This is a genomic window from Variovorax sp. Soil_C_17 (genome assembly GCF_057657265.1).
This window is the reverse complement of the sequence record NZ_JBDGIT010000001.1, coordinates 773,315-793,405: the sequence shown is the minus strand read 5'-3', so window position 1 is coordinate 793,405 and position 20,091 is coordinate 773,315. Positions and strand designations below refer to the sequence as shown.

General features: G+C 66.9%; 19 protein-coding genes, 1 pseudogene and 1 riboswitch. Of the genes and pseudogenes, 15 read left to right on the top strand and 5 right to left on the bottom strand.

Going from position 1 to position 20,091, the window contains the following annotated elements; all coding sequences use genetic code 11:
• Positions 1 to 98: 98 nt before the first annotated feature.
• The 3 genes from gyrB to dnaA all read right to left on the bottom strand — a co-directional run bounded on the left by gyrB (position 99) and on the right by dnaA (position 5,575).
• A complete protein-coding gene (gyrB, locus tag AC3A6Y_RS03710) occupies positions 99 to 2,720 on the bottom strand; it encodes a DNA topoisomerase (ATP-hydrolyzing) subunit B (RefSeq protein ID WP_487866877.1) in 2,622 nt (873 codons plus the stop codon).
• A gap of 101 nt (positions 2,721 to 2,821) precedes the next feature.
• Entirely contained in the window at positions 2,822 to 3,928 is a 1,107-nt protein-coding gene (dnaN, locus tag AC3A6Y_RS03705; RefSeq protein ID WP_487866876.1) for a DNA polymerase III subunit beta, read from the bottom strand.
• 267 nt (positions 3,929 to 4,195) lie between these two features.
• Positions 4,196 to 5,575: a chromosomal replication initiator protein DnaA gene (gene dnaA, locus AC3A6Y_RS03700; RefSeq protein WP_487866875.1), complete on the bottom strand. Its 1,380-nt coding sequence runs from the start codon at positions 5,573 to 5,575 to the stop codon at positions 4,196 to 4,198.
• A 316-nt stretch (positions 5,576 to 5,891) separates the two neighbouring features.
• On the opposite strand from dnaA, the gene rpmH reads away from it, so the two are divergent.
• The 8 genes and pseudogenes from rpmH (at position 5,892) to AC3A6Y_RS03660 (ending at position 11,572) form a co-directional block, all read left to right on the top strand.
• Entirely contained in the window at positions 5,892 to 6,026 is a 135-nt protein-coding gene (gene rpmH, locus AC3A6Y_RS03695; RefSeq protein WP_007834827.1) for a 50S ribosomal protein L34, read from the top strand.
• 64 nt (positions 6,027 to 6,090) lie between these two features.
• Complete coding sequence (locus AC3A6Y_RS03690; RefSeq protein WP_487866874.1) at positions 6,091 to 6,489, top strand: ribonuclease P protein component; 399 nt, start codon at positions 6,091 to 6,093, stop codon at positions 6,487 to 6,489.
• Positions 6,486 to 6,773 (top strand): membrane protein insertion efficiency factor YidD, encoded by a 288-nt coding sequence (yidD, locus tag AC3A6Y_RS03685; RefSeq protein ID WP_487866873.1) that lies wholly within the window; start codon positions 6,486 to 6,488, stop codon positions 6,771 to 6,773. Before AC3A6Y_RS03690 ends, yidD begins: the two co-directional genes overlap by 4 nt.
• Positions 6,770 to 8,458 carry a membrane protein insertase YidC gene (gene yidC / locus AC3A6Y_RS03680; protein ID WP_487866872.1) on the top strand — a complete coding sequence of 563 codons (1,689 nt, stop codon included), beginning with the start codon at positions 6,770 to 6,772 and terminating at the stop codon, positions 8,456 to 8,458. Before yidD ends, yidC begins: the two co-directional genes overlap by 4 nt.
• A gap of 70 nt (positions 8,459 to 8,528) precedes the next feature.
• Complete coding sequence (mnmE, locus tag AC3A6Y_RS03675) at positions 8,529 to 9,935, top strand: tRNA uridine-5-carboxymethylaminomethyl(34) synthesis GTPase MnmE (RefSeq protein ID WP_487866871.1); 1,407 nt, start codon at positions 8,529 to 8,531, stop codon at positions 9,933 to 9,935.
• A 93-nt stretch (positions 9,936 to 10,028) separates the two neighbouring features.
• The gene (locus AC3A6Y_RS03670; RefSeq protein ID WP_487866870.1) at positions 10,029 to 10,496 is read left to right on the top strand and encodes a Crp/Fnr family transcriptional regulator; all 468 of its coding nucleotides are present in this window, start codon (positions 10,029 to 10,031) and stop codon (positions 10,494 to 10,496) included.
• Positions 10,497 to 10,573: 77 nt separating this feature from the next.
• Positions 10,574 to 10,645, top strand: a pseudogene (locus AC3A6Y_RS03665) (zinc-ribbon domain-containing protein); the annotation flags it as partial.
• 327 nt (positions 10,646 to 10,972) lie between these two features.
• On the top strand, positions 10,973 to 11,572 hold the full coding sequence (locus AC3A6Y_RS03660; RefSeq protein WP_487867817.1) for a hypothetical protein: 600 nt from the start codon (positions 10,973 to 10,975) through the stop codon (positions 11,570 to 11,572).
• A gap of 18 nt (positions 11,573 to 11,590) precedes the next feature.
• On the opposite strand, the gene AC3A6Y_RS03655 is transcribed toward AC3A6Y_RS03660, so the two are convergent.
• Complete coding sequence (locus AC3A6Y_RS03655) at positions 11,591 to 13,576, bottom strand: monovalent cation:proton antiporter family protein (RefSeq protein WP_487866869.1); 1,986 nt, start codon at positions 13,574 to 13,576, stop codon at positions 11,591 to 11,593.
• 67 nt (positions 13,577 to 13,643) lie between these two features.
• Between AC3A6Y_RS03655 and AC3A6Y_RS03650 the strand changes: the two genes are divergently transcribed.
• From AC3A6Y_RS03650 to AC3A6Y_RS03635, 4 genes are read left to right on the top strand one after another with little or no spacing between them, the layout of a single operon-like run.
• Positions 13,644 to 14,645 (top strand): KpsF/GutQ family sugar-phosphate isomerase, encoded by a 1,002-nt coding sequence (locus tag AC3A6Y_RS03650; RefSeq protein WP_487866868.1) that lies wholly within the window; start codon positions 13,644 to 13,646, stop codon positions 14,643 to 14,645.
• On the top strand, positions 14,645 to 15,193 hold the full coding sequence (locus tag AC3A6Y_RS03645; RefSeq protein WP_487866867.1) for a KdsC family phosphatase: 549 nt from the start codon (positions 14,645 to 14,647) through the stop codon (positions 15,191 to 15,193). Before AC3A6Y_RS03650 ends, AC3A6Y_RS03645 begins: the two co-directional genes overlap by 1 nt.
• On the top strand, positions 15,190 to 15,831 hold the full coding sequence (gene lptC, locus AC3A6Y_RS03640; protein WP_487866866.1) for an LPS export ABC transporter periplasmic protein LptC: 642 nt from the start codon (positions 15,190 to 15,192) through the stop codon (positions 15,829 to 15,831). Before AC3A6Y_RS03645 ends, lptC begins: the two co-directional genes overlap by 4 nt.
• The gene (locus AC3A6Y_RS03635) at positions 15,828 to 16,601 is read left to right on the top strand and encodes an SDR family oxidoreductase (RefSeq protein ID WP_487866865.1); all 774 of its coding nucleotides are present in this window, start codon (positions 15,828 to 15,830) and stop codon (positions 16,599 to 16,601) included. The genes lptC and AC3A6Y_RS03635 overlap by 4 nt, the downstream gene beginning before the upstream one ends.
• A gap of 86 nt (positions 16,602 to 16,687) precedes the next feature.
• Here AC3A6Y_RS03635 and AC3A6Y_RS03630 read toward each other — a convergent pair whose 3' ends face one another.
• Positions 16,688 to 17,215: an RNA recognition motif domain-containing protein gene (locus tag AC3A6Y_RS03630; RefSeq protein WP_487866864.1), complete on the bottom strand. Its 528-nt coding sequence runs from the start codon at positions 17,213 to 17,215 to the stop codon at positions 16,688 to 16,690.
• A gap of 252 nt (positions 17,216 to 17,467) precedes the next feature.
• Positions 17,468 to 17,651, top strand: a riboswitch (yybP-ykoY riboswitch).
• 5 nt (positions 17,652 to 17,656) lie between these two features.
• On the opposite strand from AC3A6Y_RS03630, the gene AC3A6Y_RS03625 reads away from it, so the two are divergent.
• The 3 genes from AC3A6Y_RS03625 (at position 17,657) to metW (ending at position 20,078) form a co-directional block, all read left to right on the top strand.
• Positions 17,657 to 18,223: a TMEM165/GDT1 family protein gene (locus AC3A6Y_RS03625; RefSeq protein WP_487866863.1), complete on the top strand. Its 567-nt coding sequence runs from the start codon at positions 17,657 to 17,659 to the stop codon at positions 18,221 to 18,223.
• A gap of 143 nt (positions 18,224 to 18,366) precedes the next feature.
• Entirely contained in the window at positions 18,367 to 19,494 is a 1,128-nt protein-coding gene (gene metX, locus AC3A6Y_RS03620) for a homoserine O-succinyltransferase MetX (protein WP_487866862.1), read from the top strand.
• The gene (metW, locus tag AC3A6Y_RS03615; RefSeq protein ID WP_487866861.1) at positions 19,491 to 20,078 is read left to right on the top strand and encodes a methionine biosynthesis protein MetW; all 588 of its coding nucleotides are present in this window, start codon (positions 19,491 to 19,493) and stop codon (positions 20,076 to 20,078) included. Before metX ends, metW begins: the two co-directional genes overlap by 4 nt.
• The last annotated feature ends 13 nt before the right edge of the window (positions 20,079 to 20,091 follow it).

Genomic DNA, 20,091 nt, shown 5'->3' with positions numbered 1-20,091 from the left:
GGCCGAAATTCTTGCTTAGCAAGAGTCGGGCGAGGTATAGCGTTTACGAGCAGTGCGGCTGCGAAGGCGGCGAATGCGGGACTTTTTTTGCGGCGCGTCTACACGTCGATGTTCGCTGCCCGAAGTGCGTTCTGCTCGATGAACTCGCGCCGCGGCTCGACCTCGTCGCCCATCAGCATGGTGAACACGCGGTCGGCCTCGATCGCGTCGTCGATCTGCACCCTGAGCAGGCGCCGCACGTTGGGGTCCATGGTGGTTTCCCACAATTGCTCAGGGTTCATCTCGCCCAGGCCCTTGTAGCGCTGGCGCGCGGTGGCGTTCTCGGCCTGGCCGATCAGCCAGCGCATGGCCTCGCGGAAATCGCCCACCTTCTCCTCCTTGGCCTTCTCGCCCTCGCCGCGGCGCACGACGGCGCCTTCGCCGAGCAGGCCGCGGAAGGTCTTGGCGGCCTCGGCCAGCGCCGCGTAGTCGGCACCATGCACGAAATCCTGCGTGATCACGCTGCTCTTGATGTTGCCGTGGTGGCGTCGGCTGATGCGCAGCAGGGGCTTGTCGGTGCGCACGTCGAACTCGCTGGCCACTTCGGCCGGCACGCCCGTGGCGCTGAGTTCGCGAAGCTTGGCCTGCAGCGCCACGGCCGAAGCCTCGGCGCCGGGGGTGGTGTCCAGGTCCAGGGACACGCCGTCGGCAATGGCGCGCAGCGCTTCGGCATCGAGGAAGTTGCCCAGCCGCGCAATCACGGCCTCGGCCAGCTGGTGCTTGCGCGCGAGCTCGGCCAGGGTGTCGCCGCCGAGCACCGCCGGCTCGTTGCCGCCGGTCCGGATGCTGGCGTCCTTGAGCGCCACCTTCAGCAGGAAGGCATCGAGCGCCGGGCCGTCCTTGAGGTATTGCTCCTCCTTGCCGACCTTCACCTTGTAAAGCGGCGGCTGCGCGATGTAGATGTGGCCGCGCTCCACCAGCTCCGGCATCTGGCGATAGAAGAAGGTCAAGAGCAGCGTGCGGATGTGGGCGCCGTCGACGTCGGCGTCGGTCATGATGATGATGCGGTGGTAGCGCAGCTTGGCGACGTTGAAGTCGTCGGCGCCGCCGCCCGCCGTGGTCGCGCCGGCGCGGCCGATGCCGGTGCCCAGCGCCGTGATCATGGTCAGGATCTCGTTGCTGGTGAGCAGCTTCTCGTAGCGCGCCTTCTCCACGTTGAGGATCTTGCCGCGCAGCGGCAGGATGGCCTGGAACTTCCGGTCGCGGCCCTGCTTGGCCGAACCGCCGGCGGAGTCGCCCTCCACCAGGTAGACCTCGCACAGCGCCGGGTCTTTCTCCTGGCAGTCGGCCAGCTTGCCGGGCAGGCCCATGCCGTCGAGCACGCCCTTGCGGCGCGTCATCTCGCGCGCCTTGCGCGCCGCCTCGCGGGCGCGCGCGGCCTCGACGATCTTGCCGCAGATGATCTTGGCGTCGTTCGGGCGCTCCTGCAGGTAGTCGGCGAGCAGCCGTCCCACGATGTCCTCGACCGGCGCACGCACCTCGCTGGACACCAGCTTGTCCTTGGTCTGGCTGGAGAACTTGGGCTCGGGGACCTTCACGCTCATCACGCAGCACAGGCCTTCGCGCATGTCGTCGCCGGTGACTTCGACCTTGGCTTTCTTGGCCAGCTCGGTTTCCTCGATGTACTTGTTGATCACCCGCGTCATCGCGGCGCGCAAGCCGGTCAGGTGGGTGCCGCCGTCACGCTGCGGGATGTTGTTGGTGAAGCACAGCACCTGCTCGTTGTAACCGCTGTTCCACTGCATCGCGACCTCGACGCCGATGTGCGTGCCGGGGATGCCGCCGTAGGTGTCGGCCGGCCGCTCGCCGGCGGCGTAGAACACGTTGGGGTGCAGGACCGTCTTGCCCTTGTTGATGAACTCGACGAAGCCCTTGACGCCGCCGGCACCGGAGAAGTCGTCTTCCTTGCCGGTGCGCTCGTCCAACAGGCGGATGCGCACGCCGTTGTTGAGGAAGCTCAGTTCGCGCAGCCGCTTGCTGAGGATCTCGTAGTGGAAGTCGGCGTTCTCCTTGAAGATCTCGGTGTCGGGCAGAAAGTGCACCTCGGTGCCGCGCTTCTCGGTGTCGCCCGTGACCTTCATCGGCGACACCTCGACGCCATTCACCGTCTCGACGATGCGGTTCTGCACGAAGCCCTGGCTGAACTCGAGCACGTGCACCTTGCCCTCGCGCCGCACCGTGAGGCGCAGCATCTTGCTCAATGCGTTCACGCAGCTCACGCCCACGCCGTGCAGGCCGCCGGAGACCTTGTAGCTGTTCTGGTTGAACTTGCCGCCGGCATGCAGTTCGGTGAGCGCGATCTCGGCGGCCGAGCGCTTGGGCTCGTGCTTGTCGTCCATCTTGACGCCGGTCGGGATGCCGCGGCCGTTGTCCACCACCGAGATCGAGTTGTCGGTGTGGATGGTCACGACGATGTCGTCGCAATAGCCCGCCAGCGCCTCGTCGATGGAGTTGTCGACCACCTCGAACACCAGATGGTGCAGGCCGGTGCCGTCGGAGGTGTCGCCGATGTACATGCCGGGACGCTTGCGCACCGCCTCCAGCCCCTCGAGGATCGTGATGGAGCCTTCGCCGTAGGCGTCAGCGGCGGCTGGCGTCACTTCGATCGGGATTGCGCTTTCGATCTCGGGGGTATAGACCGGTTCGGTGTGCGGCGTTTCCGGCTTGCTGTCTTCGCTCATCAGGATCTTTCTACTCTCTCGGGAACCAGGTTTTATTCGTCTCTTGAAAGACCAAGCCCGCGGAATGCGCGGGCGGCCTCGTCACTCCCTGTCGAAGGCCGTCAGATGCGCATCGGCATGACGACGTACTTGAAGGACGCGTTGTCGGGAATCGTCATCAGCACGGAGCTATTGGAATCGGCGAGGTCCAGCTTCACCATGTCCTGGCCCATGTTGGCCAGCGCATCGATCAGGTAGCCCACGTTGAAGCCGATCTCGATGGCGTCGCCGCCATAGTCGATGTCGAGCTCGTCCTGGGCTTCTTCCTGCTCGGCGTTGTTGGAGGCGATTCGAAGCGTGCCGGGCTCGATGTTGAGGCGCACGCCCTTGAACTTTTCGCTGGTCAGGATCGCGGTGCGCTGCAGGCTGGCCAGCAGTGGCGCGCGGCCCAGCGTCACCGAGTTCTTGTGGTTCTTGGGGATCACTCGGTTGTAGTCGGGGAACTTGCCCTCCACCAGCTTGGTGACGAACTCCATGCCCTCGAAGGCGAACTTGGCCTGGTTGTTGGCGAACTGCATCTCGATCGCGCCCTCGGCGTCGGACAGCAGGCGCTGCATTTCCAGCACCGTCTTGCGCGGCAGGATCACCTCCTGGCGCGGCACCTCGACGTCCAGCATGGCCGAGGCGAAGGCCAGGCGGTGTCCGTCGGTGGCCACCAGGCTGAGCTGCTTGCCCTCGGCCACGAACAGGATGCCGTTCAAGTAGTAGCGGATGTCGTGCACCGCCATCGCGAAGGAAACCTGGCTGAGCAGGTCCTTCAGGGTCTTCTGCGGCACGCTGAACACCGGGCCGAAGTTGGCGGATTCCTGCACCAGCGGGAAGTCTTCGGCCGGCAGCGACTGCAGCGTGAAGCGGCTCTTGCCGCCCTTGAGCACCAGCTTGTTGGCGCTGGACTCCAGGCTCACCGTCTGGTCGGCCGGCATGGTGCGCAGGATGTCGATCAGCTTGCGCGCGCCCACGGTGGTGGTGAAGTTGCCGTCGTCGCCACCGAGCTCGGCATGGGTGCGGATCTGGATCTCCAGGTCGCTGGTGGTCAGTTGCAGACGGGGGCCGGTCTTGCGAATCAGCACGTTGGCCAGGATCGGCAGCGTGTGGCGCCGTTCCACGATCCCCGCCACCGATTGCAGGGCGGCGAGGACTTTGTCTTGTGTAGCCTTCAAAACGATCATGACTTACCTCTTCCTTATTTCTTTAATTCAAATTAGTAGTAGTAGATAAGGGGCGCGCCCCGCTGTGGACAGAGCCATTTTCCGCTTTGGCGACAGGCACTTGCCGTTGCCGGCTGGCTGTGTGCAGGCGTGCTTCGGTGCTGTCGCGCCGAGGCGCACAACTTCCGGAAGCGACGCTGGCCTGTGGACAAGCGCCCGTTTGTGCCGGAACTTTCCCCAGAGTTGTCCTTTGACAGACCTTCGTGAATCTGCGATGACAGGCATGCATCAGCCCTTGAGGGTTTGTTCCAGCACGTGCAGTTGCTGGTTGAGCTCGGTGAGCTGCTGGCGCTCGCCGGAGATCTTGCGCACCGCGTGCAGCACCGTCGTGTGGTCGCGGCCGCCGAACAGCTCGCCGATTTCGGGCAGGCTCTTCTGGGTCAGCTCCTTGGCCAGGTACATCGCGATCTGACGCGGCCGCGCGATCGAGGCCGGGCGTTTCTTCGAGTACATGTCGGCGACCTTGATCTTGTAGTAGTCGGCCACCGTCTTCTGGATGTTCTCGACCGAGATCTGCCGGTTCTGGATCGACAGCAGGTCGCGCAGCGCCTCGCGCGCCAGGGCGATCGAGATTTCCTTCTGGTTGAAGCGCGAGTAGGCGAGGATCTTGCGCAGCGCGCCTTCGAGCTCACGCACGTTGGAGCGCACGTTCTTGGCCACGAAGAAGGCCACTTCCTCCGGCATCTCGGCGTTCTCGGCCCGCGCCTTGTTGATCAGGATCGCCACGCGCATTTCCAGTTCGGGCGGCTCGATCGCCACCGTGAGCCCGGAGTCGAAGCGCGAGACCAGCCGCTCGTGGATGTCCGCCAGCCCCTTGGGGTAGGTGTCGCTGGTCATGACGATGTGCGACTTTTTGGCCAGCAGGGCTTCGAAGGCATTGAAGAATTCTTCCTGCGTGCGGTCCTTGTTGGCGAAGAACTGGACGTCGTCGATCAGAAGCAGATCGAGCGAGTGGTAGCGCTCCTTGAACTCATCGAAGGTCTTGCGCTGATAGGCCTTGACCACATCCGACACGAACTGCTCCGCGTGGATGTAGAGAACTTTGGCGTCGGGGCGGTCGGACAACAGCCGGTTGCCCACCGCATGCATCAGGTGGGTCTTGCCCAGGCCGACGCCGCCGTAGATGAAAAGGGGGTTGTAGAGATGGCCCGGCGTGCCGGCCACGTGCATGGCGGCGGCGCGTGCCATGCGGTTGGCCGTGCCCTCGACCAGGGTCTCGAAAGTCAGGCCGGAGTTGAGCCGGTTCTTGAAGGCGCCGCCCGGCGCATCCTCGCCTGGACCGGCCACGTCGCGCGGCACATCGGTTTCGACTGCGACGGCCATGGATACAGGCCGGGCAACGATTTCCCGAGGAGCAAGCGCTAACTCGATGATGACCGGCTGACCATAGAGCTTCTCGGCCATGGCGGCAATCTTGCCCGCGTACTGGGCCCGGATCCAGTCCAGCTTGAAGCGGTTGGCGACGAAGACGGTGACCCGCGAAAGATCGTCCGCGACCCTGGCGGTCAGCGGCTTGATCCAGGTGTTGAATTGCTGTTCCGACAGTTCCTGCGCGAGCTGGTCGACGCAGGCTTGCCAGAGGCTGTCGCCAATGCCTTCACTCGGCATGGGGGGTCTGAAAGGTCAAGTGTCCCTCGGTCATTTGTCGTTCTGCTTGTGGATAGTCGCCCCTGGGACGGGCCGGTGATTCTAACTTGTCAAAGCCTTATCCACATGGTTTTCCGGTGCGCGGAAACCGCTCCCAGGCACGCGCGGATTGTTGCGGTACAGAATGTTTGCGATAATCGCGGGTTTCCCTGAAAACCTCTTTATAGGTTTCGGGGTAATCAAACTCGATCTTCGGTCAGCCCGGAGCCACTTTGGCAACAGGCGTGGCAACAGAACCCGACAAGCCCGGCTTTTCGGGTCCATCAGGAAAAACATCATGAAACGCACCTACCAAGCATCCAAAGTCCGCCGCGCCCGTACCCATGGCTTCCTCGTTCGCATGAAGACCCGCGGCGGCCGCGCCGTGATCAACGCACGCCGCGCCAAGGGCCGCAAGCGCCTCGCCGTCTAAGGCTCCGTTGCCAGTCGTTCCGCTGCCGCCGTCCTTGTCCGCCGGCGCCCTGCGATTGGCTTCCATGCAGCGGCTCAAGACCCGCGCGCAATTCCAGGCTGTTCTTGCAGGTGCTACCGTGGCGCGCACCACCCATTTCGCCTTGCACCGTTGCGCGCTCGACGCGCAAGCCGGCGCCGCGCCGTTGTTCGCCACGCAGGACGTGTGGGTCGGGGCCATGGTGCCCAAGCGCTGGGCGCGCAGGGCCGTCACCCGCAATGCCATCAAGCGCCAAATCTATCGCATGAGTTCGGCCGCCGAAGCTTCGTTGCCGCCTGCCGCGCACGTGGTGCGGTTGCGCGCGGGCTTCGACCGCAAGGAATTCGTAAGCGCGAGTTCCGACAAGCTCAAGGCCGCCGTTCGCGCCGAGCTCCAGCAATTGCTGGAGCGGGCCGCCCGTGCTGCTGCTGCGAGCGCCTCATGAAAGCCCTGCTGATCGGCCTGGTAAAGGCCTACCGTCTGCTGCTGAGCCCCTGGCTCGGGCAGGGCTGCCGCTTCGAGCCCACCTGCTCGGCCTACGCCATCGAGGCGCTGGATCGACATGGCGCGGCGGCCGGCAGCTATCTGACTCTGCGCCGTCTCGTCCGCTGCCAGCCGTGGTGCCAGGGCGGCCATGAACCCGTTCCCCCGAGGAAGGAACCCGGCGCCCGCGATACGCGCGCGCTGTTCTCCTCCCTTTTCTCCGACGACAAGAAGTCTTCTTCATGAACGATATTCGCCGCACCATCCTGTGGGTGATCTTTGGTTTCTCGCTGGTGCTGCTGTGGGACCAGTGGCAGGTCTTCAATGGCCGCAATCCCACCTTCCTGCCGTCGACCAAGCCGCCTGCGACAGCGACGGCGCCGGCGGCCGCTCCGGCCGGTGCAGGTTCGGGTGCGGCATCAAATGCAGTGCCGCAGGCCACCGGCGCAGCCCCGTCCAGCGCCAGCGGCGCCGGCGCGGTGCCGGACGGCAAGACCGCAGCGCCTGCGGCGAGCGAGAAGGTCGTGGTTACCACCGACGTGCTCAAGCTGACCTTCGACACCGAGGGCGGCTCGCTGGTGCAGAGCGAATTCATCCAGCATGACGACCTGACCGAGAAGGACAAGCCCTTCGTCCTCCTCGACCAGAGCGCCAATCGCTACTACGTCGCCCAGACCGGCCTGATCGGCGGCACCTTCCCCACCCACAAGACGCCGATGACTTTCACAGGCGAGCGTGCGCTGAAGGAGGGTGCCAACGACCTGGCGCTGCGCTTCGAATCGGCCGACCTGGGCGGCGTCAAGCTCGTCAAGACCTGGACCCTCAAGCGCGGCTCCTACGACATGCAGGTGCGCCACGAGATCGTGAACACCGGAACGGCGCCGGTCTCGCCGCAGCTGTACCTGCAGATCGTGCGCGACGGCAACAAGCCGCCGGGCGAGTCCTCCTTCTACTCGACCTTCACCGGCCCGGCGGTCTACACCGAGGCGAAGAAGTACCAGAAGATCGAGTTCAAGGACATCGAGAACAACAAGGCCGACTTCGTGAAGGAAGCGACCAACGGCTACGTTGCGATGGTGCAGCACTATTTTGCGAGCGCCTGGCTGCTGAAGGACGGCGTTCCGCGCGAGCTGTTCGCGCGCAAGGTCGACAACAACCTCTACGCGGTGGGCATGATCACGCCGGCCGGCGCGGTGGAGCCCGGCGCCTCCAAGGCCATCGACGCCGAGTTGTTTGTCGGCCCACAGGCCGAGAAAACGCTCGAAGCCGTGGCGCCTGGCCTCGAGCTGGTCAAGGACTACGGCATCTTCACCATCATCTCCAAGCCCCTCTACTGGCTGCTCGACAAGCTGCACACGATGCTGGGCAACTGGGGCTGGGCCATCGTCGCGCTGGTCGTGCTGCTGAAGGCGGCCTTCTACTGGCTCAACGCCAAGGCCTACGCCAGCATGGCGAAGATGAAGGCCATCAATCCGAAGGTCATGGAAATGCGCGAGCGGCTCAAGGACAAGCCGCAGGAGATGCAGCAGGAGATGATGCGCATCTACCGCGAGGAGAAGGTCAACCCGATGGGCGGCTGCTTCCCGATCGTGGTCCAGATCCCGGTGTTCATCGCGCTGTACTGGGTGCTGCTGTCGTCGGTCGAGATGCGCCACGCGCCCTGGATCGGCTGGATCAAGGACTTGTCGGCGCCGGACCCCTGGTTCATCCTGCCGATCGTGATGACCGCAACCTCGTTGTTCCAGACCTGGCTCAACCCGACGCCGCCGGACCCGATGCAAGCCAAGCTGATGTGGATCATGCCGTTGGCCTTCAGCGTGATGTTCATCTTCTTCCCGGCCGGCCTGGTGCTCTACTGGATCACGAACAACGTGCTGTCGATCGCGCAACAGTGGTTCATCAACAAGCGCCTGGGCGTGATCGGCAAGTAGCGCACGATCAGAACGATCTCGAGCAAGGGCCGCAGACTGCGGCCCTTCTCGTTGAAGCATCATCCTCCCCATGCTGGCGCGCACCACCGATCCCATCGTCGCCATCGCGACGGCGTCCGGCCGCGGCGCGGTCGGGATCGTGCGCGTCTCCGGCGCGCGGCTGGCGCCCCTGATCGCGGCGGTCTGCGGGCGCAGCCTCAAGCCGCGCGAGGCCACCTACCTGCCCTTTCTCGACGCCGGCGGCGGCGCCATCGACCGCGGCCTGGCCATCTATTTTCCGGCGCCGCATTCCTACACCGGCGAGGACGTTCTCGAGCTGCAGGCGCACGGCGGACCGGTGGTGCTCCAGCTGCTGTTGGCTCGCTGCCTGGAAGCTGCCGCCGAAGACGACTCCGCCACCGGGCGGCCCCGGCTGGCCGGCCTGCGCGTGGCCGAGCCGGGGGAATTCAGCCAGCGCGCCTTTCTCAACGGCAAGATCGACCTGGCCCAGGCCGAGGCCATCGCCGACCTCATCGATGCCAGCACCGAGGCGGCGGCACGCAGCGCCGGGCGTTCGTTGTCGGGCGCCTTTTCGCAGGAGATCCACACGCTGCGCGACGCCTTGATCCACCTGCGCATGCTGGTCGAGGCGACGCTGGATTTCCCGGAGGAGGAGATCGATTTCCTGCAGAAGGCCGATGCCGAGGGCCAGCTCGCCGCTCTGCAGGCGCAGCTGGGCGCGGTGCAACTGCGTGCGCGGCAGGGCGCCCTGTTGCGCGAAGGCATCAAGGTGGTCATTGCCGGCCAGCCCAATGCAGGCAAGAGTTCATTGCTCAACGCTCTGGCCGGCGCCGAGCTCGCCATCGTGAGCCCGATCCCGGGGACCACGCGCGACGTGGTGTCGCAGACCATCCAGATCCACGGCGTGCCCCTGCATGTGGTCGACACCGCCGGCTTGCGCGACAGCACGGACCTGGTGGAGCAGATCGGGGTCGCGCGCGCCTGGGGCCAGATCGAAGACGCCGACGCCGTGCTGTTCCTGCACGACCTGACGCGCGTGGCCGGCGCCGACTACGCGCAGGCCGATGCGGAGATCCTGCGGCTGCTGAGCGAAAAGCTGCCTGCCGGCGTGCCGGTGCTCGACGTCTGGAGCAAGCAGGACGCAGCCCCTTCCGCGGCGCCGGCCGCAGGCATCAGCCTTTCCGCCAGGACCGGCTTCGGGATCGAAGCGCTGCGCCAGCGTCTGCTCGAGGTGGCGGGCTGGCAGGCGGTGCCGGAAGGGGTGTACCTGGCGCGCGCGCGCCATGTGCAGGCGCTGTCGCGCGTGGAGGGGCATCTCGCGGTGGCCGCCGAGCACTTCGCGGCCCGCGCCCAGTTCCTGGATCTGCTGGCGGAGGAGCTGCGCCTGGCGCAGAACGCGCTCAACGAAATCACCGGCGAGTTCGGCGCCGACGACCTGCTGGGTGTGATCTTTTCCCGATTTTGTATCGGAAAGTAGACAAAAAGAGTTAGTAGATGTGACTTCTGTCACTGCAATCTGACGCAATCGTCGATACTGCGTCCCGGCACGCACGCACAGCAGGGTATCAACATGTCATCGAGCATCCAGGATCTTTGCCGGGCCGTCGCACAGAACACCAGCTACGACGCGTTCGCTCCGGCTTTCAATGCCCAGCAATGGGAGACCATGGCCGGCTATTTGCAGCCCTACGACCTCAACGCCGGCCAGGTGCTGATCGACCAGGGCGCCCACGACCGCACGCTCTTTTTCATCGAGCGCGGTGCACTCAGCGTGCACCTGATCGGGAGCCAGGGGCAGATGCGGCTCGCGATCCTCAATCCCGGTTCGGTGGTGGGCGAAGGCGCCTTCTTCTCCAGGCTTCCACGTTCGGCCAACGTCATCGCCACTGGCGCGGCGCGCGTCTGGCGGCTCACGGCCATCCGCTTTGCCGAGATGTCGAACCGCCAGCCCGCCGTGGCCCTGGAGCTGACCATGGCCTTGGGCGCAGTGATTGCGAAGAGAATGGTCAACAAGCCCAAGCGCGTGGCGGTGACCTGAAGCTCTCGATCTGACGAGTGCGCCGACAGCCACCCCGCCGCTTGGAGGGTGATGCGTACAGTTTGAGGGCTTCCAAGATGGGTGTGGAGTGCGCGTCCTGCGGGGCGCAGAATCGCGACGGCGCCAAGTTCTGCAAAGGTTGCGGGCATCGCCTGGTGGCTGTGGCCGTCGCCGCGAACGACAGGGTTGCGCCCGCCGAGTGGCCGATCACGGAGCGGATGCCGCTGCCCGAGGCCGTGGCGAAGAGGTCTTCATCCGCTGCCGACGAGACCACCGTGGCGATCGGTCGCTCGCCGGCTCCGCCAAGGGTGCCAACTCGCCCTGCCCCATTGCCACCATCTCCGACCGCGGCTCGAGCGCCGAAGGCGGCGTCGCGACCCGCCACGCTCTCCGTGCCTGCGGCACCGCGCCGGTCCCGTCCGCTGTGGGGTGGCTTCGCCCTGCTGCTTGTCGCAATCGCTGCGGCGGCTTGGTACATGCAAAGCCCGCGCGACGCCGTGACACCGGCCGCGGGCCAGACGCCTGCGGCTGCGGGACCCGTCGCCATGGCGCCGCCTGCTCCCGCGCGTGATGCGGCGCCGCCCGCGCCGGCGCCCCAGCCCGCTCCGCCGACTCAGCCCGCTCCGCCGACCCAGATCGCGCAGGTTCCGGCTGAAGAGCCCCTGCCGGTGCCCCAGGCGAAGGCCTTTGCCGAGCCGCCCGCATCAGCCTCGCCGCCCGCTGTTGCCCCGCCGCCTGCCAAGGCCGAAGCGCCGGCCAAGCCCGTTGCCGCTGCCGCGCCCAAGGCGGCCGCCGCCGCCGCGCCCAAGCCACGCAAGGCCCCGCCGGCCGCGCCGACGACGCCGGTTCCCCAACCCGCACCTGCGCCTGCGGCGGTCGTCGCCACGGCGCCGGCGGAGCCGGTCGCGCCGCCCAGCCCCGAGGCGACCTGTGCGGGTCAGGGCTTCTTCGGCCGCTCGCGCTGCATGGTCGCCCAATGCGCCAAGCCCGAGCTCAGGGCCCATGCCCAGTGCGACGCGGTGCGGCGCCAGCAGCAGATCGACGAGGAGAAGCGCAACCCGAGCCTCGCCAACTGAGGCCCGCTGCGCACGGGCTCAGCCCTTGTGCAACAGCTCGATGGCGACGGCGAGCGCGCCGGGCTTGCCCGACAGGACCAGCGTGTCCCCGTCCGCCAGCACCACGTCGTCGCTCACGGTCACGGCCTTGCCGTTGTGCCGGCGCAAGCCGGCCACCCGCACGCCCACCTCCTCCAGCGCCTCCTGGTCCAGCGGCCGGCCCACCGCCTGCGCGTCGGCCGTCAGCGTGTAGCTGTTGAGCCGCTCGTGATCGAGCTCGTCGGCGTTGTCGTCATCGGCGCCGTGGAAGTAGCCGCGCAGCAGGTTGTAGCGGGCATCCCGCTGGTCCTGCACCACGCGGATCACGCGCCGCATCGGCACCCCGACCAGCGCCAGGGCATGGCTGGCGAGCATCAGCGAGCCCTCGATCGCCTCCGGAACCACCTCGGTCGCACCGGCCGCCTGCAGCTTCTCCAGCTCGCGGTCGTCCTTGGTGCGCACGATCACCGGCACCTGCGGCGCATGCGCCCGCGTGTTGGCGAGCACCTTGAGCGCGCCGGGGGTGTCGAGGTAGGTCACGACCACCGCGCTGGCGCGCGCCAGGCCGGCCGCCATCAGCGCCTGCAGCCGCGCCGCGTCGCCGAACACCACCGAGTCGCCGGCTGCGGTCGCCTGGTGCACGCGGTCGGGGTCCAGGTCCAGCGCCAGGTAGGGAATGCCCTCGCGCTCGAGCATGCGCGCCAGGTTCTGCCCGCAGCGTCCGTAGCCGCAGATGATCACGTGCTGGGCCGTGTTGATGGTCTTGCGCGCGATCGAGGTCATCTGCAGCGACTGCTGCAGCCAATCGCTGGCCACGAGCTTGCGCACGATGCGGTTGCTGTACAGGACGATGAAGGGCGTCGCCAGCATCGACAGGACCATCGAGGCCAGCACCGGGTTCGCGAGCCAGGCCGGCAGCAGCTCTTCCCCCTGCGCGAGGCTCAGCAGCACGAAGCCGAACTCGCCCGCCTGCGCCAGGTACAGCCCGGTGCGCAGCGACACACCGGCCGTTGCCCCCAGCAAGCGCGCCAGCAGCGTGACCAGCACCAGCTTGAAGGTCAGCGGCAGCAGCAGCAGGACGCCGACCAGCGCCCATTGCTGGACCACGATGTGCCAATCGAGTGACATTCCGATGGAGATGAAGAACAAACCCAGCAGCAGGTCGTGGAAGGGCCGGATGTCGGTCTCCACCTGATGCTTGAACTCGGTCTCGGAGACCAGCATGCCGGCCACGAAGGCCCCGAGCGCCAGGCTCAGCCCCGCGAGCTCCGTCAGCCAGGCCAGGCCCAGCGTGACCAGCAGCAGGTTGAGCATGAAGAGCTCCTCGCTGCGGCGGCGTGCCACCAGCGTCAGCCACCAGCGCATCACCCGCGGCCCGCCGTAGAGCAGCACGGCCACCAGGAAGGTGGCCTTCAGCCAGGCGATGGCCAGCGCCTTCAGCATGGCCTCCGGCGGCGCGCCCAGCGCCGGGATCAGCACCAGCAAGGGCACCACGGCCAGGTCCTGGAACAGCAGCACGCCCATCACGCGCTTGCCGTGCTCGCTCTCGAGCTCCAGCCGTTCGGCCATCAGCTTCACCACGATCGCGGTGCTGCTCATGGTGAGCGCGCCCGAGAGCGCCAGCGCCGTCTGCCACCCCAGCTGCCAGTAGGGCGGCAGCCACGAGGCCAGCAGCAGCCCGCCCAGTGTGGCGATCGCCATGGTCAGCATGACCTGCAGCAGCCCCAGGCCAAACACATGCTTGCGCATCGCGCGCAGCTTGGGCAGGCTGAACTCCAGCCCGATCACGAACATCAGGAAGACGACGCCGAACTCCCCCAGGTGCCGGACGCCATCGGCGTCCTGGGCCAGGGCCAGTGCATGGGGCCCGATGAGCACGCCTGCGCCCAGGTAGCCCAGCATCGGCGGCAGGCGCAGGAAGCGGCAGGCGACCACGCCGACCACTGCCGCGAGCAGGTACATCAGCGTGAGGTCGAAGGAAGACATGGGCCGATGCTACTGAATGGAACCCCCGTTCGCGGGCGCGATCATGCCCGGCCGATAAAATCCCGCGATGCGCTCCAGCCCCGACCCGGCCCTTCAGGCCTCCTCCGACGCGATGCTCGCGCGGGCCCGCACCACTTTCGACATCGAGGCCGAGGCCGTGCTCGGCCTCAAGCAGCGCATCGGCGCGAGCTTCGTGGCGGCGGTGCAGAAGATCCTGGAGGTGCGCGGCCGCGTGGTGGTCATGGGCATGGGCAAGAGCGGCCATGTGGGCCGCAAGATCGCCGCCACGCTGGCCTCCACCGGCACGCCCGCGATGTTCGTGCACCCGGCCGAGGCCAGCCATGGCGACCTCGGCATGATCAAGCCGGTCGACCTGGTGCTTGCCATCTCCAACAGCGGCGAGGTCGACGAGCTCACGGTGATCCTGCCGGTCGTCAAGCGCCAGGGCGTGCCGCTGATCGCGATCACCGGCCGCACCGACTCCACGCTCGCGCGCCATGCCGACATCGTGCTCGACGGCGGCGTCGAGAAAGAGGCCTGCCCGCTCAATCTGGCGCCCACCGCCAGCACCACCGCGCAGATGGCCATGGGCGACGCCCTGGCGGTCGCGCTGCTCGATGCGCGCGGCTTCGGCACCGAGGATTTCGCTCGCTCGCATCCGGGCGGCGCCCTGGGCCGCAAGCTCCTCACGCACGTCAGCGACGTCATGCGTTCCGGCGACGCCGTGCCGCGCGTGGGACCCGGCGCCAGCTTCAGCGAGCTGATGCGCGAGATGAGCTCCAAGGGGCTGGGCGCCACCGCGATCGTCGATCGCGAGGGCCGCGCGATCGGCATCTTCACCGACGGCGACCTGCGCCGCCAGATCGAGACCGGTGCGGACCTGCGCGCCCTGACCGCGGCCGACGTGATGCACCCCGGCCCGCGCAAGCTGCGTGCCGATGCGCTGGCGGCGGAGGCGGCCGAGCTGATGGAGCAGCACAGGATCACCAGCGTGCTGGTGACCGATGCGGCGGACGTGCTGATCGGCGCGCTCACCATCAACGACCTGATGCGCGCGAAAGTCATCTGATGGCGCTCGCATTCACGGCGGAGACCTTGCTCGCCGCCCAGGACATCCGTGTGGCCTTCTTCGATGTCGACGGCGTGCTGACGGATGGCGGCGTCTATTTCAGCGAGCACGGCGAAACGCTCAAGCGTTTCAGCATCCTCGATGGCTACGGCCTCAAGCTGCTGCGCCTGGCCGGAATCACGCCGGCGGTGATCACGGGGCGCGATTCCAAGCCGCTGCGCCTGCGACTGCAGGCCCTGGGCATCGAGCATGTGCGCTACGGCACCGAGGACAAGCTGCCGGCCGCGCAGGCCATGCTCGCGCTGCTCGGTTTCGAATGGACACAGGCCGCCGCCATTGGCGACGACTGGCCCGACCTGCCGGTCCTGTCTCGCGTCGCCTTTGCCGCCGCGCCCGCGAACGCGCATGCAGAGGTGCGCGCCATCGCGCACCACGTGACCTCCGCGCGCGGAGGCGAAGGTGCGGCGCGCGAATTCTGCGATCTTCTGCTCACGGCCGGCGGCCACTACCGCCGCCTGCTGGACATTGCGCGAGGCCCCGCCGCATGAGGGCGAAGGCGGCCTGGAATCTGCTGCGCGACGCCTTCGACCGGGTCACGATCTACCTGCCGATCATCCTGACGGCGGTGCTCGCGCTGGGCACCTACTGGCTCGTGCGCAACGCGCCGAAGCTGCTCGAGCCCGTGCCCAAGGAAGCACCCAAGCACGAGCCCGACTACTTCATGCGCGACTTCGTGATCAAGAACTTCCTGCCCAGCGGCGAGCTGCGCAGCGAGCTGTTCGGCACCGAGGGCCGACACTATCCGGACACCGACACGATGGAGGTGGACCAGGTGCGCTTGCGCTCCGTGTCGCCGGAAGGCCTGACCACCCGCGCCACCGCCAATCGCGGCTTGTCGAATGCCGACGGCAGCGAGGTCCAGCTCTTCGGCAACGCGATCGTGGTGCGCGAAGCAGCCACCACGGCAGACGGCAAGGCGATGCCGCGGCTGGAGTTCCGCGGCGAGTTCCTGCACGCCTTCCTCGACACCGAGCGGGTCAAGTCGCACAAGCCCGTCACCCTGATTCGCGGCTCGGACCGGTTCACCGCCGACTCGATGGACTACGACAACCTCTCGGGCGTGGCCAATCTGCACGGCCGCGTGCGGGGCATGCTGATGCCGTCCACGCCTGGGACCAAGCGTTGAAGCCGCTGGCCTTCGTCACCGGGGCTTCGAGCGGGATCGGCCAGGCGCTGGCGGCGCGCTTCCACGAGGCAGGCTACCGGCTCGCGCTGGCGGCGCGGCGGACTGCCGAGATCGAGGCCTGGGTTGCCTCCCGCGGCATCGGCACGGGCGATGTCCAGGTCTATGGCGCCGACGTGGCGCAGATCGACAGCATCGTGGGGGCGGGCGCCGACTGCATCCAGCGCCAGGGAGTTCCGGACGTGGTCATCGCGAACGCCGGCATCAGCGTGGGCATCGATACGGAAGACCGCGGCGATCTCGACGTGCTGGCCGAGACCCTGACCGTCAACAACGTCGGCCTGGCCGCCACCTTCCATCCCTTTGTCGCCGCGATGCGCAAACGAGGCAGCGGGCGGCTGGTGGGCATCGCCAGCGTCGCGGCCATCCGGGGCCTGCCCGGCCATGGCGCGTACTGCGCCAGCAAGGCCGGCGTGGTGGCTTATTGCGAGAGCTTGCGCGGCGAGCTGCGCGCCAGCGGCGTCAAGGTGGTCACGCTGTTGCCCGGCTATGTCGATACGCCGCTCACCCGGGGCAACCGCTACGGCATGCCTTTCCTCCTGCAGCCCGAGGCGTTTGCCGATCGCGCCTTCCGCGCGATCGAGGCCGGCGCGAGCTATCGCGTGATTCCGTGGCAGATGGGCGTGGTGGCCAAGCTCATGCGGGCCTTGCCCAACGGCCTGTTCGATATCGCGGTTCAGGGCCGCGGGCGAAAGCAACGGCGCACCGGTTAGGTGCTGGGCCGGTGGCGCGATGTGGACCGCTGCGCAATGAAAAAGGCTCCCGAGGGAGCCCTTTTTGATCTGTGCAGGGGTGCGAATCAGTAGCCGCTGTTGCCGCCACCACCGCCATAACCGCCGCCGCCGCCACCACCGCTGCGACCGCCGCCACGCGGGCCGGCGCCGTAGGGGCTGCGGAAACCGCCGTCGCCACCACCGCCGCCGCCGTAGCCGCCGCCACCACTGCGGCCACCGCCGCCGTAGCCGCCACCGCCGCTGCGACCGCCGCCGCCGCCACCACCGTAGCCGCCGCCACCGCCGCCGCCGTAGCCACCGCCGCCACCACCGTAGCCGCCGCTACGCGGCGGGCGCGCTTCCATGGGGCGCGCTTCGTTCACGACGACGCTGCGGCCGCCCATGTCCTGGCCGTTCATGCCCTTGATGGCTGCTTGCGCTTCCGCGTCGCTGCCCATTTCAACGAATCCGAAACCCTTGGAACGAGGCGGGCTGGAGTCGCGCTCCATCATGACCTTGGCGCTCGTCACCGTGCCGAACTGGCTGAATGCGTGCTCAAGATCACCGTCGCGTGCCGAATAAGGCAAGTTGCCGACGTACAGTTTGTTGCCCATGAAGGGACTCCTATAAACACGAAGAAAAAGCGATGGAGTCCCGGGAGCACCACCCACGAAAATGCCGCTGGGCCGCGCGAAACTGACCGATCACCGAATCGCCCCTCTCCCGAAAACTCAAGTGAGAGGCTCGTGCATTATGGGTGAAACGATTCGCACGCAAGTAGGAATTTGCCCGCAATGGCGCCCTCTCAAAAAATAAATGAGAAGTTTGCGCCTGCTCACAAAGCGGAGCACGCGCATGGCTAGAATCGCCCGGTCATTGGGGAGTAGCCGCCTTCCGTTGCGAGAAGGGTGTGCGTCAACAGACTTGCCCGGCCTCCGTGCCGGACATGGCGCAGACAGTGTTCCACCTGGCGAGACCTTTGACCGTGCAGCTTCGGATGTGGCCGAAGGTGTTGCACGGTCAATTGCGTCCTTCGGCCCAGGAATCCCTTTTTCATGGAAGCTTTTCTCGTTGCGACCGGCGTGGTCGCGCTCGCCGAAATGGGCGACAAGACCCAGCTGCTCTCGCTGGTCCTCGCCGCGCGTTTTCGCAGGCCCTGGCCCATCGTGCTGGGCATCTTTGCGGCCACGGTCGTCAACCACGCGTTGGCGGGCGCGGTGGGCAATTGGGTCACCCACACGCTGGGGCCCGACGTGCTGCGCTGGATCCTGGGCGGCTCCTTTATCGCCATGGCGCTGTGGATGCTGGTTCCCGACAAGCTCGACGACGATCAGCTTCCGAAGAGCTCGCGCTTCGGCGTCTTCGGCACCACCCTGATCGCTTTCTTTCTGGCCGAAATGGGCGACAAGACGCAGATTGCCACCGTCATGCTCGCCGCGCGCTACGTGGATGCCTATGCCTGGGTCGTGCTCGGCACCACGCTGGGCATGATGCTGGCCAACGCGCCGGTGGTGTGGCTGGGCGAGCGCATCGTCAAGCGCGTGCCCATCAAGCTGCTGCACGGCGTGTCCGCCGCCCTCTTCCTCCTGCTCGGCGCCGGCGCGTTGATCGGCTGGGCTTGAGCGGCATATACTTCCGGACGCGCCGATTTGCTCCAGCTTGCGGGCGCTTAACAAATGCTGCTAAAGACGGATGCCCGACCCGGCTCGTTTTTGGCGAGGCCGGGTTTTTCTTTTCCATGTCGCTGCTCGTCTCTTCGCAATCCATGTCCTTCGCGGGTCCGCTGCCGCTCAGCAGCGGCGCGACGCTCTCCGACTACAGCCTGGCCTACGAGACCTACGGCACGCTCAACGCGCAGCGCAGCAACGCCGTGCTGGTTTGCCATGCGCTGAACGCGTCGCACCACGTGGCCGGCGTGTATGCGGGCCAGGAGAAATCGGAAGGCTGGTGGGACAACATGATCGGCCCGGGCAAGCCGGTCGACACCGATCGCTTCTTCGTGATCGGCATCAACAACCTCGGCTCCTGCTTCGGCTCCACCGGTCCGATGCACGTCAATCCCGCGACGGGGCGCATCTACGGCGCCGACTTCCCGGTGGTCACCGTCGAGGACTGGGTGCGCGCGCAGGCCGCCCTGCTCGACGCACTCGGCATCGACACGCTGGCCGCCGTGATGGGCGGCAGCCTGGGCGGCATGCAGGCGCTGTCGTGGACCTTGCAGTATCCGCAGCGCGTGCGCCATGCGGTCGTGATCGCGAGCGCGCCCAGCCTGACGGCGCAGAACATCGCCTTCAACGAGGTGGCCCGCCGCGCCATCGTGACCGACCCCGACTTCAACGGCGGCCACTTCTACGAGCATGGCGTGATCCCCAAGCGCGGCCTGCGCATCGCCCGCATGATCGGCCACATCACCTACCAGAGCGACGACGTGATGAACGAGAAGTTCGGCCGCGCGCTGCGCAGCGCCGTCGAGGGCGATGTGGCCGGCAAGGACTTCCTCTACTCGACCCAGGAGGTCGAGTTCCAGATCGAAAGCTATCTGCGCTACAACGGCGACAAATTCAGCGAGTACTTCGACGCCAACACCTACCTGCTGATCACGCGCGCGCTCGACTACTTCGACCCCGCGCGCGCATACGGTGGCGACCTGCGCGCCGCGCTGGCGCCGGCCACCGCCCGCTTCCTGCTCGTGAGCTTCACCACCGACTGGCGTTTCGCCCCTGCGCGCAGCCGTGAGATCGTGAAGGCGCTGCTCGACAACCGCCGCAACGTGAGCTATGCGGAGATCGACGCGCCGCATGGGCACGACGCCTTCCTGCTGGACGACGTGCGCTACATGAGCCTCGTGCGCTCGTACTTCGAGAACATCGCGAAAGAGGGGGTGTTTCGATGAGTGACCTGAACACCCAGCGCCTGATCGCGCGCCTCGTGCCCGAGGGCTCGCGCGTGCTCGACCTCGGCTGCGGCGACGGCGCCTTGCTCGACCTGTTGCAGCGCGAGCGCGGCTGCAGCGGCTACGGCGTCGAGATCGCCGACGGCAACGTGCTGCAATGCATCCGCCGCGGCGTCGATGTGATCCAGCTCAACCTCGACGAAGGCCTGGCGATGTTCGACGATGCCTCCTTCGACGTCGTGCTGCAGATCGACACGCTGCAGCATCTTCGCAATGCCGAGGTGATGCTGCGCGAAACGGCACGCGTCGGCCGCATCGGCATCGTCGCTTTCCCCAATTTCGCGCACTGGCCGAACCGCATCAGCGTCGCGCGCGGGCGCATGCCCGTCACGCGACGTCTTCCTTATCAGTGGTACGACACGCCCAACATCCGCGTCGGCACCTTCAAGGACTTCGAAGTGCTTGCGCACAAGAACCGCCTGCGCGTGCTCGACGCCTTCGGCCTGCAGGAAGGCACCGAGGTGCGCTGGCTGCCGAACGCGCGTGCCGGCACGGCCGTCTTCAAGTTCGAGCGCGAGCGCTGAAGTAGCCGAGCTT